Below are 17187 nucleotides of genomic sequence, written 5' to 3' on the forward strand. Positions count from 1 at the left end.
GGGAAATGATTATGAATAAGCGAAGTATATCTGTCCTACTGATCGCCATAATGACACTACTGTCAGGTTGTGATCAATCAGCGCAAGACCCGAACGTTCTTTTGTCTGAGCATCAAAAAGACCCGATTAAAGAGTTGGCGATTACCTCAGACGTGGATCACAGTCAGTTTGGTTATAAGCAAACCTTTTATGTGCCGATTTATTCTGATATCTATACCGATAGAGACGCTCGAAAAGTGCTGCTATCGGCGACGCTGAGTGTACGTAACACCACGCTCAAAAAGTCACTGTATATCAACAAAATTGATTATTATGATACAGATGGAGCATTGGTCAAGTCATATTTAGATAAGCCTATCGAGCTACCAGCGATGGCCACGCTCAACTATATTGTCGAAAAAGAAGAGGATAAAGGCGGATCTGGCGCTAACTTTATCATCGAAGTCGAAGGTGTAGATGAGACAGTCAGACCAGTGATAGAAGCGGTCATGATTGGTAATTTTAGCAATAAAGGATTTGCCTTTAGTACAGAAGGCACGCCCGTGATACATTGATATATGTATAGTCGGTGCGTAGTTTAGAATATTAAAGGCGCGCAGTAGCATAGGCGGAAGTAGTTTCTACTTTGCTAACTAGCGATGATCGTATACATGTATTAAACGAATCAGCATGGGCAGTTCAATTCAAGGAAGAGTTATGTCTGCAACCAAAGAAGAAATCAGCGCCTTTATGGCATTGGAGTTTCCACAAACCAAATGTGTCGTCGAGGCGGTCAGCGAAAAAGGCGCGACCTTATCGCACGAGATTGGTATAAATGAGCTTCGTCCCGGTGGCACAGTCTCGGGACCTGTCATGATGGCCGTTGCTGATGTAGCCATCTATGTGGCGATACTCGGAAGAATCGGTATCGTTCCATTAACGGTGACGACGAGTTTGACCATCAACTTTTTGCGCAAGCCATCAGCAAATGCGCATATTATCGCCGAATGTGCCTTAATGAAAGTAGGGCGCACGTTGATAGTAGGCGAGGTATCTCTTTATTCAGAAGGCTCTGATGACATCGTGGCTCACGTAGTTGGTACGTATTCGGTGCCGCCTAAGCGTATTGAAGGTTAGCTAGTTTGTAGCGTATTTTACTCACTCACTAGGGTCTGATCCTGGTGGAAACTCATGGCGTAGCTGCGCGACATTAGCAGTAGTCACTGTATCTGTGAAATTATTTAGATCGCTATGCACGTATTGGGTGACAACTGCTATTTGCTCATCGCTCATCATGCGGTGGAATGATGGCATGCCGCGTAGACCATTGATTAATACACTAATAATATAGTACTTCGATTGCATCTTGCTGTTATTGGCTAGCGGTGGATAGTAGCCTGCGCCTTGCGCGCCTTCACCTTTTTGCATATGACAACCAGCACAAGAGTCATCGTAGAGCTTTTTGCCATTAGTGGCAAAGAACCCCGTTTTACCTTGTGTGCTGCCTTCAAATTTTGCGAGCCATTTTTGCAGGTTGGTATCTTCACTCATGTTTGGTATTGAGCGCACATCGACAATATTGCTGGTGGGTTCAGCCAATTCTTCTTTAGCCATATATACGCCGCCCCATGCGCCCTGATTGCGACTGGCCTGATTGTCAAAATTGTTGTCAAATACCATGGGTGCGGTCTGCGGGTTGGCGATAGTAACTGCGTTTTTTGCCTTATACTGACTACAGCCTGGCAACGTTGTTAACGCTAACGACCCACCAACCATGAACATCATCATTGCTTTGCCTGAGCTGAGTGGGCTAAATGGTTTGATTAAGTTTGATGTCACCATGTTCATGATTGTTCCTAATGTGCTTAGTCTCATTGTTATCATCCTTGCTTGAACGGCAGCCTGGTTATTCAAAGCTCATTACTCAAAAGCTGGCTATCCAAGTTTCTTGGTCTTTTGATGTAAGCGTTTGGCAGCATCCATACCGGATAATATCGCGCCTTCTTGCCATGCAGGAATATGTGAGCAATGCTCTCCTGCTAACACAATACGATGATCTATCTCGCATAATGTGTGATAGTACTGCTCACGACTTGACTCGCTCCAGATACCGTAGCAGCCAAGCGACCAAGGGATACGATGCCATGCGACGGATGTGCCTGAGCGGAACTCTTTGGTATATTGCGGATGAATCTGTTTGCCATAGGCGAGCGCGGCATTGATACGCTCTTTGGGAGTCAACGAGTTAAACTTGTATGAGGCTTCCCCAAATCCATAAGCACCAAGCAACACACCTGAGCCTGAGCTAAACATATCTTGTGACGGGTAGGAGATTTGCGAGATGGGCATATCGGTATAAGTGATGCCGCCATAGATCCATTCATCCTCTTCCCAAAACCGTCGTTTAAACTCCAAACCCACTTTGTAAGAGCTATCATAAGGAACGGCTGCCATTGCTTTCTTCATCGGAGCGGAGACGTTGATATCAATCTGAGTCAATATGGACAAAGGAATAGTACAAATGCACCAATCTGCTCGCACGGTTTTGGTGGCACCGTCAGGGCTGTTGCTATCGACATAGTCAACGGTAACCCCAGTTTCGTCTTGATTGATTTTAGTGACTTTGGCATTGAAGGTAATCATATCGCGGCACTCGCGCGTGAACGCATCACCGATTTTTCCCATACCGCCGACAGGCTGAAACATCGTTGGTTGATGCACATGCACGGTATAGTTGCTATAAATGTCCGACCACATGCCTGAGTCTAGTAGCTTATCCATCGGTATTGGCGTTGATGGCTTGGCATCTGGCATAAGACCACCACCGGGATACACACTATAGCCGCGATGCTTGCCGGTTTCATGGCTTTTGACGTAACGATAGTTATTATCAAGGACGCCCCAGCCTTTTAGTCCTTCGAGGAGTTTTTCTTTATCCTCTTTATTGACCGTACTATCGAGACTACCTTTATTGACGGCCTTGGACAATAACTCTGATACATAACCGCGAATATCGCTTTGTACTTCGCCCAAGCGCTGCGGCGCACCATCGAAGTGATTGGTACGATGCAGATAAGCGCGATCATTGGTCTGGATAAAAGGCTGCAATGCCACACCGAACTTTTTGCAGTAATGAAAGACCGCGTAGTGGTGGATGGGCAGTCGCCATGGTCCGCCATTGAAGTAATTGCCTTTTTCGAAGTCGCAAGTGACCTCAGCACCGCCAAGCTCAGTATATTTGTCACCACTGTTCAGTGTCCAGCTGCGGCCACCGCCACGGTTTTGGTACTCAAGCACGGTCACTTTGTAGCCTGCTTTGCGTAGCTCATAGGCGGCAGTCAGACCGCCCAACCCTGCACCCAATATCACGATACTAGCACCAGCTGGTGCGCCTTTGAGATTCATTTCTTCTTTAAAGCTTGACTCGGATGCAAACCCCAACGTGGTCATCGCTTGATACATCGCGGTTGCGCCTGCCGTCTTGCCGATCATGGAGAGCAGTTGCCGCCGCGTGGGAGATTGGAGCAGGTCATTCATAGGATTATCCTTATCGTGCTGGTCTTTGCGGTATTATCAAAAATAGTAATTGAGGCATATTCTTTATAGCTAACTTTTCTCTTTTATCACGCGCGTGACATCCGCCGCGCTGACATCACTATTTAATAGACCACCAAAGGTGAATCGTACATAGTTAGTAATACTAGCGATTTGCATAGGGCTTAAATCTTCTGAAAAGCCGGGCATCTTTGGTGCTGTATTGAACGCACCTTTTGCCCCAAAGGCAATGACGCCAATGAGTGCATCAGGTTTTACGCGGCGAATACTACTCAAACCAACGATGGAGGCGTAGCGTGCATCGGGCTGGGCGTAACCATCGACCCCATGACAACTGGCGCAATGGATGAGATATAAGTCTTTTGGCGCGTTGCTGTTCAGACCGTTATTGTTGGCGCTGTTACCATTAGCATGACTAACAGTATTCGCTTTAGCCTGCGCTAGATAGTCTTTTTGCTCCAGTAAGTCATAAATAATGGAGTTGCTGACTGGCTGCGGTAGGCGAGAGACATTGACAGGTAGCAAATAATCATCGGTCTTAATGGCTGGAACGACTTTTAAATAGTCAGCCATCGCTATAAGGTCTTCGTCAGTGAGATAGCGCGTACTATGTGCCACGGCTTCTGCCATTGGTCCGCCCGCATAAGCGCGCTTATCAAGCGTTCCTGTACGCAGATAAGTTACGATGTCCATTTCGCTCCAAAGGCCGATACCTGTGTCGTTGTCAGGGGTGATATTTGGGGCAAACCATTTGCCGAGTGGCGCCCCAGATAAGTAGCGGTCTTTATCGAGGCCTTGGGTTAAGTTGCGCGGGGTATGGCAGGTGCCGCAGTGTTCTAAGTTATTGACCAGATATTCACCGCGTTGCTGGGTTGTCGTCAGCCCTGAGCGATTTTCAGTAGAGGGCACATTGATGAAATTCCATGCCAGCATTAAGCTACGAATATTTAACGGGAAAGGCAAATGAGTGGTTTTTTCAGGTGGTTTGTCTACGATAGGTACGGTCTGGAAATAAGCAAATAAGGCGCTGATATCCTCATCTGTCATGCCATGATAGGACGGGTAAGGCATCGCAGGATAAAGCTGATGATTGGGTGCACGACCTTTTTGCAAAGCCTTTTTGAAATCGGCTTCAGTATAGTTGCCGATGCCATAGCGCGTCGATGGTGTGATATTGGTTGAATAGATATTGCCAATGGGTGTCTCAATTGGTACGCCGCCACTATAGTCATCACGGTGGCAAGCCATACAGTCAGCGGTACGCGCCACGTAAGCGCCGCGATTGGCAAGCGCACTATTAGCAGGGCTAACATTTGGTAGGGTTATTCGACTGGGCAAAGTATCTCTTGGCAAACTGACAGTATCTGCAATTACTATGGTAGAGATTGAGCTGAGCCCTAGTGTTAACGTCAGTGTTATTATCGAAGAAAATGACAATGCTGGCACGATGGCAGAAAGTGGCTTCGCAATGCTCTTATAATATCGATGAATCATGTCTAATTCCTTTTTAAGCTTCCTGCAAATCACTACCAGTATCTATTAAGCCAGTGGCGAAACACTAAAAACACTATTGTCTGGCGGCTTCGACCTTGATACTTAAGTCAAGGTTTTTGGTCAGTCCAAACCAAGCGAATTTATTGATATTCCATTTTGTACGGTTAATCGTAGTAGTGAACTCGCCACCGCAAACATCCTTTCTGATGCTCGTGTTTAGATAACAATCAAACTTAGTTGCGGTTAGGCTAATTGGGTGGGTCTCGCCATGCAGAGTCAGTTGTCCATCTACCCGAGTGACCTGAGGGCTTTTTTTATCTTGATTAAAATGCCATTTTGTCGATTCAAACTGCGCTAAAGGAAATCTCTGCATATCAAAAAATTCAGGCCCAGTTAGACTATTATTAAAAGAAGGGTTGCCTGTATTTAAGGAGTTTATCGGTATGATTAATGAAATATCACCTGATTTTAAGTTTGGATCGTATTGCAACTGGCCTTTGATATTATAAAAACCACCAGTCGTGGCTGAACTCTTAAAGCGTTCAATAGCAAATCGAATATGAGTGCTGGCAGGATTAATAGCGTAACTGGCAGCTTGACTGCTATTTGCAGCGCCTACGAGCAGCAGTGGAATGGTCAAAAAAGAATAGATATGCGATGGTTTTGGCCTAATAGACAACAAGCGCATAGCTATATTCCTTTACAGGCTATTAATATAGAGGAGCTTATTCACAAGCGCTATCCTTGCGTTTGCTTAACAATAAGCCAGTGATTGTTTATTATTTATACAGGGTTTTTCAAATACTTAGTAGTGCTATTTTAGTAAAGAGATAACGAACGACTCTGTTATGCCCGAACGTCAATTCCAAATATTGATGCATAAGTATTGATACCTAATTATTGAAGCTAAGTACTGATGCATAAGTACTGAATCTAAGTGCTGACTTTAAGTATTAGAGTGCTCAATACTAGACAAGCTAAGACCAGTACATCCTTTATCATCGTTGGTGCTGTGTGCCTTACTCTTAATCGATTGTTTGAAAAATAGGGCTGCGAGCGCACAGGCTATGGTTAATGACAGTAGCATTGAGACCAATGTATGGCTAAAGAAATGATCGCCAAACAGCATCTTATACAGTCCCATTGTCCAGCCCAAAATAGTTACTGATATGACTATCTGGTAGCGGTGTTTTCTTAGTGTCGGTAAAAAAGCCAGTCCATATAAAGAAAACCCAGCGCTGGCATGAGCCGCTGGGAAGCATCTGGCAGGCGTTGCTGCTACGATGTTTTGCCAAAGATTGAAGTAGGGCAAATCCCCATTAAAAATAACTAAGTCATTTGGGCAGCTGACATGGGTGACGCCTTTGAGCGTGGCAATGGTAGCAGGTACAATCGCTAATATAATCAGTAGGTAGCTAATCTCGCGCATAGGTAAAGGAAGCAGAAATTTATCAAACTTGTTACGGTTTAAGGTAGTAGCATTAAGCCTTGACTGTCTATACTTGATGATTAAAACAACTAACAAATATACAGCCAATAGAATCAATAATGCTTTGGGCAAATCATAAAAGATAAATGCATAAGGCTGCGCGCCTTTTTCAAGTAGCCAGTGACCATTATTATAAAAAAGCTCACTGATGCGTATATCTAACTGACTGTGCTCAAAAATTAAGGTGGCCATGATGGTCACGCACAGTAGTTTTAGCCAGTCCCAAGTCATTGCGTTGTTTTCTGAAGTCATGACTACACCTAATACCGTATATGCGATGTTGATAGTTCTTAATACGACCTTCGTTTTATTGTTTAAGATAGTGCTAGCAGCTCAGCGTGCTTATATGCGAGTGCTCGTCATCCTTTAATAAAGTAGAGCAGATAATGCCATTACCCATAAAACCATTAACAAACTTAACGCTAAGAACTGCGCCGCAGAGCCGACATCTTTTGCGATTTTTGCGAGTGGGTGTTTGGCGGTTGAAGTATGGTCAACGCAAGCTTCGAGTCCTGTGTTGATTAGCTCAACAATCAAAGATAAAAAAGAAGCGACTACCAGTATCATTTTTATACCAAGCGCAAAGGGCATAACGATGACAGCAGCTAGTAGTACAAGATTGAGCCACACAACTTGTCTAAAAGCCGCTTCAAATTTATACGCGGCTTTAAAGCCATCTATAGAGTAACCAGTGGCTTTTATAATGCGGAGGATTCCCGTTTTACCTTTGGTATGACTTGCAAAGCTATAAGCCGCGAGTGCATTATCATGTGCTGTTTTGTTGACAGAGCTATGCTCGACTGATGGGGCTACAAGGTTGGTATGAGTGATTTGCTTCATAGGGCATTCTTAATGGTCTATTAAAATTAAGATAGCCTGAGTATAAGACGGGAGAGGTTAAGAAAACGTTAAGAGGAGATGGATGGATGAGAATAAAGCGTAATGGTTGTTTAAATTTGTCGTTTCCCAATCAGCAATTATTATTAGGAAATGAATATGTCTTTGAGCTATCACGAGGTTATTTATAATAAATACTAAAGGTACTGCCACCTGAGCGATTGGCTTGGTGAGTGAGCTGCCAGCCCATATGCGACATGATACGCTGGATGATACTGAGTCCTAGACCTGAGCCTTCAACCTTATATTTTGTATCATGCTCTGACAACAGAATTGTTTGTTCGTCTTTATACTGAGACTCTAGTCGCTCAAACCGTTCATAGAGTAAAGGCATCATTGCCTCAGGAATACCTAAGCCAGTATCAGTCACCGTGATTTTTTCGTCATCGATAGTAATGGCTACTTCACCATCATCGGTATATTGAAATGCATTTTTTATGAGGTTGCCTAGTGCCATTTTTAGGAGTTCGGGGCGTACGTAAGCGCTATATTCCTGCTCAGCAATGATCTGACAAGTAACAGACTTATACCGCAGCAAGTATTTTAGGCGCTGCATTTCCGCTAAGGCGATACTGTTAATAGAGGTTTGCGGTGCGTCTAACTTTTCAGGCGCGCGCGATAGTAGGAGCAGGGCGGTGATAATCTCAGAAGTTTCTTTGGCCGTGGTACTAATACGATTGGTAAACTCATTTAAGTGGCTGTCAGCGTCTAGTTGCGAGGCCAACACTTCAGAAGCCCCCATGATAATAGTTAACGGTGTGCGTAACTCGTGACTGACATCACCAGTAAACAGTTGCTCACGCTTGAGATATTGCTCTAACTTATGGTTTTTCTCATCGATAGCCCGTGCCAAAACACCGACCTCAGATGGCAAATGTGTCAAATCGCTTAAGTTATGATGGTCAGTCTCGACGGCTCGTTTCAAATCTAATAAAGGCTTTATGATTTGTTTGGAAGATAACTGAGAGAAGATAGCGGCAATAAGTAAGCTTAAAATAACGGCTACTTTTAGCGTATCTGCAAATATGTCTTCTAGGTGCTCAAATATCGCCAAGACTGGATAATTTTCCATTACCATTTCTGTGTTTTCTAGGTAAGTCAAAATATAAGCTTGACCATCTTGAGTATAGGCAAAAAGATGCAGGTTGGCATGACCTGCTCCAGAGGCTTTATTAACAGTGACAGAAGTCTCTTGTACCGTGTCATTGGCTATCGCTTGCAAACTAGCAGGTGCTTTGTCATAGCGATAAATTTTGATACCTGGGTCAGCGACATAAATAGGCTGGTCACCGTATTTTTCTTGACTAAGCTCTAGCTGCTGCAACAGGCGAGCCTTGACCAAATCTTGCTCTATTCGGCTCTCCGCGTATAAAAAAATACTGACAAAAGCTGCGCACAGTAATAACGCGAATATGAAGTAAGACAGTCTGAATTTATTGGCTATCGAGTCTATATTGAGCATGGCATGAGACAACTTAATAGAAAAAGGCGATATATAACAGGGCTATATATAATAGAGCGATAAATACGATATGGTAAGTCGGTTAGTAAGTCACATGAGGTTTATTTAATTCATGCTGCAATCACGACTACGCGCTTGCTGATTTATTAGGGTCAACAACTTGGTAACCTACGCCAGGTACTGTGACTATCATGGGTGTGTCAAATGGCTTATCAACCTGTGCACGCACGCTGTGCATATGGGTGCGCAGTGCATCACTACTCGGTACGTCTAGTCCCCATACTTTTTCTTCAATCTCAGTTTTACTGACGACTCTAGGCGCTGCACTCATGAGGATGTGCAATATTTTAAAGCCAGTTGGGGTAAGCTTCAGTGATTGTCCCTCACGCATAATAGTATGCTCACTATTGTTTAAGGATAGTGCTCCGACGGCAATACTGTGGGCAAAATGATCGTCTTCATGGCGACGTATGAGCGCTTTGATACGGCACTCCAACTCAACCAACGAAAACGGCTTGACCAAATAATCGTCAGCGCCGCTATCAAACCCAGCGACTTTATCCAAGATTGTATCGCGAGCTGTGAGCATTAATACGGGAGTCTTGTCATGTAACTCTTCTCTGAGTTTTTTGCACAGCTGCGTGCCATCCATACCTGGTAGCATCACATCTAGCAATATCACATCATAACGATTGTTTGAGGCAAGTGTTAGCCCGCTATAGCCATTATGTGCGTTGTCCAGCTCAAAGCCTTTTGGTTCAAAGAAGGCATAAATATTGGCCACGATATCGGGGTTGTCTTCAATAACGAGTATCTTGTACATGATGCTGACCTAAAAAATAGTGGTTACCTAAAAGGACTGAGTAATATAAAAACGTAGGTAGAGAGCTGTTTTAATAAATTATCTGGAATAACTCACTTTTAACCAATCAATTAGAATGGGACAGTTTGAAAAAAGTTGCTTCACCTTTGACTTCATCGGTCGTAATACCAAAAAAGCTAAGCAATGTCGGCGTAATAAAATCGTGTGACACTGGCTGATTGACCATACTAGAAAGACTTTCAGTATCGATACTATTGCTATTAGGCGACCAAACTATCGTAGGCACGTGTTTTTGGGTATCTGGTGCAAATTTATAGGGTAAGCCGTGAAGGTAGATATTATTTTCACCCAAACTCTCCCCATGATCACTAATATATACCATTACCACATCATAATCTTGCTCATAAGGCTTTAACGTATCAATCACATTATTCAAAAAATAATCGGTATAACGAATCGCATTATCGTAGCCATTTATCACAGACTGAGCATCACATTTAGATAGCTCATTGGTCATGCAGACAGGGTTATACTCTTCAAACGCTTTGGGATAGCGCTGGTAATAAGCGGGGCCATGATTGCCCATTTGATGCAGCAGAATAAGTGTGTCTTTCGGCATCTCTTTCTGTGAGCTGCCTGATTTAACCAGTTCATCAAAACCATCGAGCATACCGATATCTCGGCATTCGACATCGCAGTTGGGGTTTGTGTCAGCTGTTTTGTAGTCTTCAAAAGTAACGCGATCGGCCACACCTTTTGAGCTAGAGTTATTGTCGCGCCAAACGACATTGACCCCTTGCTTGCTTAGTGTATCTAGTACGTTTTCATTGTACTTGGCGGTATCGATATCGTAGTTTTCTCGATTTGCATAGCTGAACATGCAGGGTACGGAGTAGGCCGTAGAGGTTCCGCAGGAGACAGAGTCCTGAAAGCTATAGAGGTCTGACTGCTTTGAGAGCAGCGGTGTGGTATTACGTGTATAGCCGTTCAAGCCGAAGTGATCGGCGCGAGCCGTTTCGCCAACCACAAACACCATTAGTTTTGGTTTGCCGCTGCCATCCACACTATTAGCAGGTGCCACGCGTTTCGCGTCTGTCGCATGTAGCGTGAAAGTATCAGGACGGCGTAGCTCATCAACATAGTTTTCGCCAAGTTTGATCGTAGAGTAAATAGGCGTGATCGGGTTGGCATAAGAGCGAACTTGTTTATGCTGACGAAAGAAGCTGGCGTACTGATCACCAAACGGCAAAATACAAACGGCAATTAGCGCGATAGACAATATCAACGTGGCTGTTTTTTGTAGTATGCCTCGCTGCCACGTAGAGCGTTTCAGACGAATTTTGCTAATGATAAATGCTGGCAACACGCCTAATATCAGCACCCGAATGACCATGCTAGGGGCAAACAATCCCATCGCCTCTGCTTGATCGGTCTCTAGACTATTGATCAGCATATTGGTGTCAAATATCGTCCCGTAAGCATCGGTAAAATAACCGCAGATGGCGGCAGTGATCAGTAGCGCAATCAATACTGGTTTGGCAATCGGACGATAGCAAAGCAGCTGTAATACCAACCACATCAGTCCAAACAACAAGCCAGTAATAGACAGGATAAATCCGACGTTTTTGCTAAATGGATAGACATTTAGCACCTGCTCAAAAAAGCCAATATTGGCAGTCGCTACCAAATATAAAGCCACAATGAAAATAATATAACTGAGATTCATCTCACGATCATAGAGCTTACTAAGATAGCTAGTCTTTGTATTGGCGTTGGGTGCTTTGATTTTTAGCACATTGGTCTTGATGACTTGAGGTATGGACATACAGATACTTCTCAGCAGATGGTAGGAAACGTCATTCCTTACCATAGCAAGTGGTCTGTTAAGAACATGTTAAAGCGATTGATGCTAACTATCATAAGTTAGAGGTTGGGGTGTTTTCTGAGATAATTTTATATATTTAAGTCAGACAGGATTCATCATTATCATTAACTGAGTTTTGTCTTTTATAGTAATAAAGCCATAATGCATATCGATAAGGTTCTGCTTTTGCCACGATTGGATGATTTTATTGATGGTTTGTCTGGTAGTGCCTAGCATAAAGCCAAGCTCTTCTTGCGATAAGCGCAGATCTATCTTGATATCATCTCCTATTTGCTGTCCATAAGTGTCGATCAGTCCAATCAGCATGCTAGCCAGTCGCGCCGAGGTATTGAGTGAGGTAGCATCGTCAATCCAATCAAATGCTCGGCGGATTCGCTCGCAGGTTATAAGCGCGAGGTGCTTGTATAAAATCGGATGCAACTGCGCTGTTTGAATGACTAGATTTCTTGGGATTGAGATAAGCGTTACTTTGTTAATCGTCCACGCATCATGGGTGCGAGGATTGTCATCTATGATAGATATTTCACCAAACCACTCACCACTAGATAGATGTGCCAGTGTCATGGCATGTCCACTAGCGCTTACATTACAGACTCTAATCGTACCCGACACAACAAAGTGTAGCGCCGCATCATCATTGTCACCGATGGCATGAATCATTTGGCCTTTTTGGTATACCTTTAGCACAGCATCGCCTGCCAGTAGCGGCTGCACAATGGCTGGTAATTGACTAAACCATGGGTCGTTATTTAAATAATGATTGATATTCATAAGTGTAATGTTTTTGACAGATTTGGTTTTATAAAATGGTATAAAGTAATCATTCAGGATATCTAACACAGTAAAGGAATACACCATGCAAACAACTATGCAAACCGCGACATCGACCGATTCAACCTCGAGTGTACACCATAACATGAGCGAACAAGAGTGGCAGATGCGCGTAAATCTTGCCGCCTGTTATCGAATGATTGCCTCTTATGGTTGGGATGATTTGGTATTCACTCATATCTCTGCGCGCGTACCAGGTACTGAGGATGAGTTTTTAATCAACCCGTACGGGATGTTATTTGAAGAAATTACCGCCTCTAGTCTGGTCAAGGTCGATAAAGCAGGCGAAAAAGTAGCGCCGTCAGAGTTTGAGGTAAATCCAGCAGGATTCATCATTCATAGTGCTGTGCACGAAGCTCGCGACGATGCGCACTGCGTCATCCATCTACACACAAATGATGGGGTTGCTGTCTCAGCGCAAGAAAAAGGCCTACTACCTATCTCGCAACAGTCATTATTTCCGCTATCTAACTTGGCATACCACGACTACGAAGGTGTCGCATTAAACCCTGAAGAAAAAGTACGCTTGGTTGCTGATTTAGGCGATGCTCACTTTATGATTTTGCGTAACCATGGTCTGCTCACCTGTGCCGATACGGTTGCCAATGCGTTTTTGTACATGTATATCATGCAAAGAGCGTGTGAAATTCAAATCAAAGCGCAGAGCGGGGGCGGTGCCTTGACACCAATACCAGCACAGATATTGGCTGGTATCCAAGCTGCATCAGAGCAAGTGACCCGTGGCGCAAATGGCGACATCGCATGGCCTGCGTTACTAAGAAAACTGCGCCGCACCGACCCATCATTTGAGGAGTAAGTCTCTAATGATAACTCTTGATGAGTGGCAACGGCAGGGGCAGTATGAATCCATTCATGGGCATCAAATCTTTACTCGGTATTCAGGGGATAAGAGTGCGCCTGCATTGCTATTGATTCATGGTTATCCTAGTGCTAGCTGGGACTGGGAGGGTATGTGGGATGCGCTAACCGAGCATTATTATGTTATTACCCTCGATATGCTGGGGTTTGGGTTGTCAGATAAACCCAAAAACGCGCGCTATCTAATCAGTGAACAGGCCGATATTTATCAAGCTGTTTTGCAAAAACTGGGCTGCAGTGATTATCATATATTAGCGCATGACTATGGTGATACGGTGGCTCAGGAGTTACTAGCAAGACAAGTCGAAGGGAGCGCTGAGCGACACATCGCTAGCGTATGCTTCTTAAACGGTGGTCTGTTCCCTGAGACGCACAAACCTATCTTGGTACAGAAGCTATTGCTATCGCCATTGGGCCCTCTGGTATCAAAGCTGATTAATAAGCAGAAATTTGCGGGCAGTCTACAGCGGATATTTGGCCCCGACACGCAGCCCACAGTAGAGGTGATAGATACGCTATGGCAGCTATTAAGTTACAATGATGGGTTGGGCGTGATGCATAAGCTAATTAACTATATGCCACAGCGTCAGCAGTATCGTGAGCGATGGGTAGGTGCGATTATCAACAGTACTGTACCGATGAAATTGATCGCAGGTGCCAAAGATCCCATCTCAGGTCAGCATATGATTGATCGTTATCGCCAGCTGATACCCAATGCTGATATAACCAATATGCCTATGCTAGGTCACTATCCGCAGGTAGAAGACTCAGCCGCGATCACAGCAGCCTATCTACAATTTAGACGCAGTATTCTGTAAATACAGTTAAATCTAACAAACGCAGGGCATCAAACGATGTCCTGCTTTTTTTATGCATGGTGAGTGCTGATTGTCTCACTGTCTCTTAGTAAGTATTTGTACGGCTATAGCTGGTCAGTACATAACATCTATGTGCTACACCTATCTGGTGTGTCCTCACTCAACTTGATCTTTTCATCATGTCACAAGCTGCTTTGCTAGCCTCATCATTTGTATTAGCTATCTTTACTTATGCGATTAAATTCCCAATAACTTTCTATTTTTAATTCCGTTTATTTCATTAAAAATAAAATGCGAACAAATATATTTGTTTGGCTGGATATATTTGTTTGGCTGGATATATTTGTTTGGCTGGATATATTTGTTTGGCTGGATATATTCAATTAAAAGAATATAAACAGGGTAAACATTAGTCTTTTGCAATATTATTGAGTCTAATTTTCATATTAATGTTCTATATGTCTTTATTAATAATGATTATTTAAAGCATAAAAATTGTAGAAAAAATGTATCTTGGAAACTAAGTTTCTTTATTAGTTTATGCCTTACAAATAAAGGGATTGACCATCAAATAAAATCCGAAAAATTTAGATTTATGAGAATTTTGTAAGTGTATGTTATATATATATTTTATCATTTGTATACAAGTTTTTTATACGTATAAAGATAGGGCAGTTTTCATCACCTAAAAAATCTATTACTGCTTAATTAACATTGATTACACAATGCCTATATATAATCGTTTTGGTGATTGATTATTTTATTGTTTGTACTAGAATACTAAATAAGCGTATCTAAATTGTTAGTCATATATCTAAAGTATTTCTAGTACAAGGACGTTTTAAATATAAGCCCAGAGTAATGTTGCCTCTTTTGTAATAGACAACGATAGACCTTACCGCTTGACCTCAGTTCTCTAATTGATAAAGGAATAATTAAACATGAATCGTAACTATAAAGTAATTTGGAATAGATCATTAGGGTGCTTTATGGCTGTTGCAGAATATGCAAAGAGCCGTGGCAAGTCTTCAAGTTCTGCTGTGACATCAGGTGTAAGCGCTCTGGCAACAACAGGTACGCAGGCATTCACCTTAAGCAGTTTGCGATCAGGCATGGTAACTGCTGGTCTGAGCAGCCTAGTATTTATCATATCTCCACAGGCGTTAGCGGCCCAAGGGAGTGGTGGTGGATCGACCGATGCAGCCTCAAGTTCAAGCACTGCGCTTTCACCATCTAGTGCCCAATGTGGCACTTTAAATGTGGCAACGGTGACAGGTTCAACGAATAGTACGGCAATTGGTTGTGGTACGACAATTACTAGCGCTCCTAATGCAGTAGCTATGGGTAAAGGAAACACGGTTACGGCTGCTAATAATAATCTTTCTCAGCAAATTACTCCTAGAAGGGGCGAGACTGCTCGACTTTATCCTACCGGTGCAACTGGTTATGTAGGTACAGCAGTCGCCATAGGAGATACTAATTCAGTCGGTAATGGAGGTGGTGTTTCACTTGGTAACAATAACCAGGTAAATAGCACTTTCTATGGCCTTGCGATTGGTCAAGGTAACTTAACAAGTAGCGGTTATGCACTAGGTTTAGGTGTCGGCAACTTATCCAGTGGAGTATCTGCAGTGGCAGTCGGTACAGCTAACGAAGCAACTGGTAATACCTCGATTGCCATGGGTCGTCAGACATATGCTTTGGCAGATTTTAGTATAGCGGCAGGTGGTACGGCTACAGTTAATACTGGTGCAACCAATAGTATCGCACTGGGTACGGATGCGAACGTAGGACAGAATATAACAAATAGTATCGCACTTGGTCCAAATGCTAATGCCAGTGTGTCTAATTCTGTAGCACTAGGTACAAGTTCTACAACAACGACAGCATCAGGAAATTCATTTTTAACCAATGTTGCCGCAGTACCTGCAAATGGCGTAGTGTCTGTAGGTAACAGTGGTGCTACTAGACGCATACAAAATGTCGCTGGCGGTTCTGCTCCTACTGATGCGGTAAATGTCGCACAGTTAACAGTGCAAAACACATTAACGAATAAACAAGGTACTGATACAGCCACTGCATTTGGTGGCACTTCTACTTATGATCCTACGACAGGAGCAGTCAGTGCCCCTGTTTATAGCGTAAATGGCATGAATGTCAACAACGTAGGTGCTGCAATCACTAACTTGGATGGTCGTACAACGACGAATACAACTAATATTACAGGTAATACGAATAGCATTAGTAGTCTACAAGGTCAAACATTCAGACTACGTGCAAATGCCGATACTGCAACGCCAGTAGCCGCAGGTGATACGGTCACTTTCCTTGATGGTAACAATGTCAATATTACCCGTACTGGCAACAATGTCACTATTGGTACTTCATTGACGCCAACGTTTACAACGGTTACTTCTACTGGGGCAATGAATGCAGGCTCTCTAACCGTCACTGGTGCTTCTAATCTGAATGGTGGCGCGAATCTAAACAATAATAAAATCACCAACGTAGCCAATGGCACTGTTGCTGGCGATGCAGTAAATTTTGGGCAATTAGAGACAACTAACACTAATGTTAGTAATGCTCAAACTAGTGCCAATAGTGCCCAGACTAGCGCAAACAACGCTCAAACAACTGCTACTAATGCTCAAACTGCTGCTACTAATGCCCAAACTACAGCAACGACAGCACTCACTGAAGCAAATAAAGGCTTCAATATTAAAGCTGGTAGTAGTGCGGTAGATAATGTCAAGCTTGGAGAGACTGTCGGTTTTACTAATACAGACAGCAATCTAGTTGTGACCAATAACGCTACTGATAATACTGTCAATTATAATCTTGCTCAAGATATCGACCTAGGTCCTGCTGGTAGCGTGACCACTGGCAACACGGTCACGGACACCAATGGTGTTAGCATTACTGATGGTGCTAACGTAACGACCATCACCGGTGCAGGCACCACTGTCACAGATGGTACTAACACCAGCAACTATGGTGCAGAAGGCCTAACCTTCCTTGACACCAATGGTGATCCATTGGCGAATACACCAAGCATTACCGCAACAGGTATTGATG

Annotated in this window: 15 protein-coding genes; 5 read left to right on the top strand and 10 right to left on the bottom strand. The window is 43.5% G+C overall.

All coding sequences use genetic code 11. From position 1 onward, the window contains the following. Positions 1-11 precede the first annotated feature (11 nt). Entirely contained in the window at positions 12-554 is a 543-nt protein-coding gene (locus ABFV72_RS07730) for a DUF3124 domain-containing protein (protein WP_347163042.1), read from the top strand. Between the two features lie 142 nt (positions 555-696). Then, a complete protein-coding gene (locus ABFV72_RS07735) occupies positions 697-1116 on the top strand; it encodes a PaaI family thioesterase (protein WP_347163043.1) in 420 nt (139 codons plus the stop codon). A gap of 21 nt (positions 1117-1137) precedes the next feature. Here the strand turns inward: ABFV72_RS07735 and ABFV72_RS07740 are convergent, their stop codons facing one another. The 10 genes from ABFV72_RS07740 to ABFV72_RS07785 form a co-directional block, all read right to left on the bottom strand. Then, positions 1138-1827, bottom strand: coding sequence for a c-type cytochrome (locus ABFV72_RS07740; RefSeq protein ID WP_431192085.1), 690 nt, complete (start codon positions 1825-1827; stop codon positions 1138-1140). Positions 1828-1914: 87 nt separating this feature from the next. After that, the gene (locus ABFV72_RS07745; RefSeq protein WP_347163044.1) at positions 1915-3516 is read right to left on the bottom strand and encodes a flavin monoamine oxidase family protein; all 1602 of its coding nucleotides are present in this window, start codon (positions 3514-3516) and stop codon (positions 1915-1917) included. Positions 3517-3585: 69 nt separating this feature from the next. Continuing rightward, positions 3586-5028, bottom strand: coding sequence for a cytochrome c (locus tag ABFV72_RS07750; protein ID WP_347163045.1), 1443 nt, complete (start codon positions 5026-5028; stop codon positions 3586-3588). A gap of 73 nt (positions 5029-5101) precedes the next feature. Further along, positions 5102-5716, bottom strand: a complete 615-nt coding sequence (locus ABFV72_RS07755; RefSeq protein ID WP_347163046.1) for a YceI family protein — start codon at positions 5714-5716, stop codon at positions 5102-5104. 258 nt (positions 5717-5974) lie between these two features. Further along, complete coding sequence (locus ABFV72_RS07760; RefSeq protein WP_347163047.1) at positions 5975-6769, bottom strand: PAP2 family lipid A phosphatase; 795 nt, start codon at positions 6767-6769, stop codon at positions 5975-5977. Between the two features lie 114 nt (positions 6770-6883). Continuing rightward, a complete protein-coding gene (locus tag ABFV72_RS07765) occupies positions 6884-7357 on the bottom strand; it encodes a diacylglycerol kinase (RefSeq protein ID WP_347163048.1) in 474 nt (157 codons plus the stop codon). Between the two features lie 178 nt (positions 7358-7535). Then, positions 7536-8876, bottom strand: a complete 1341-nt coding sequence (locus ABFV72_RS07770; protein WP_347163049.1) for a sensor histidine kinase — start codon at positions 8874-8876, stop codon at positions 7536-7538. A gap of 127 nt (positions 8877-9003) precedes the next feature. Next, positions 9004-9699 carry a response regulator transcription factor gene (locus tag ABFV72_RS07775; RefSeq protein WP_298809497.1) on the bottom strand — a complete coding sequence of 232 codons (696 nt, stop codon included), beginning with the start codon at positions 9697-9699 and terminating at the stop codon, positions 9004-9006. A gap of 106 nt (positions 9700-9805) precedes the next feature. Next, positions 9806-11524, bottom strand: coding sequence for a phosphoethanolamine transferase (locus ABFV72_RS07780; RefSeq protein ID WP_347163050.1), 1719 nt, complete (start codon positions 11522-11524; stop codon positions 9806-9808). A 141-nt stretch (positions 11525-11665) separates the two neighbouring features. Next, positions 11666-12355 carry a Crp/Fnr family transcriptional regulator gene (locus ABFV72_RS07785; protein WP_347163051.1) on the bottom strand — a complete coding sequence of 230 codons (690 nt, stop codon included), beginning with the start codon at positions 12353-12355 and terminating at the stop codon, positions 11666-11668. An 85-nt stretch (positions 12356-12440) separates the two neighbouring features. Between ABFV72_RS07785 and ABFV72_RS07790 the strand changes: the two genes are divergently transcribed. The 3 genes from ABFV72_RS07790 to ABFV72_RS07800 form a co-directional block, all read left to right on the top strand. Next, complete coding sequence (locus tag ABFV72_RS07790) at positions 12441-13232, top strand: class II aldolase/adducin family protein (RefSeq protein ID WP_347163052.1); 792 nt, start codon at positions 12441-12443, stop codon at positions 13230-13232. Between the two features lie 7 nt (positions 13233-13239). After that, the gene (locus ABFV72_RS07795) at positions 13240-14112 is read left to right on the top strand and encodes an alpha/beta fold hydrolase (protein ID WP_347163053.1); all 873 of its coding nucleotides are present in this window, start codon (positions 13240-13242) and stop codon (positions 14110-14112) included. A gap of 989 nt (positions 14113-15101) precedes the next feature. Beyond that, positions 15102-17187, top strand: a 2086-nt coding sequence (locus ABFV72_RS07800) for a beta strand repeat-containing protein (protein ID WP_347163054.1), incomplete at its 3' end; no start/stop codon positions are given.

The sequence above is a fragment of the Psychrobacter proteolyticus genome, assembly GCF_039762275.1.
Lineage (GTDB): Bacteria > Pseudomonadota > Gammaproteobacteria > Pseudomonadales > Moraxellaceae > Psychrobacter > Psychrobacter proteolyticus_C.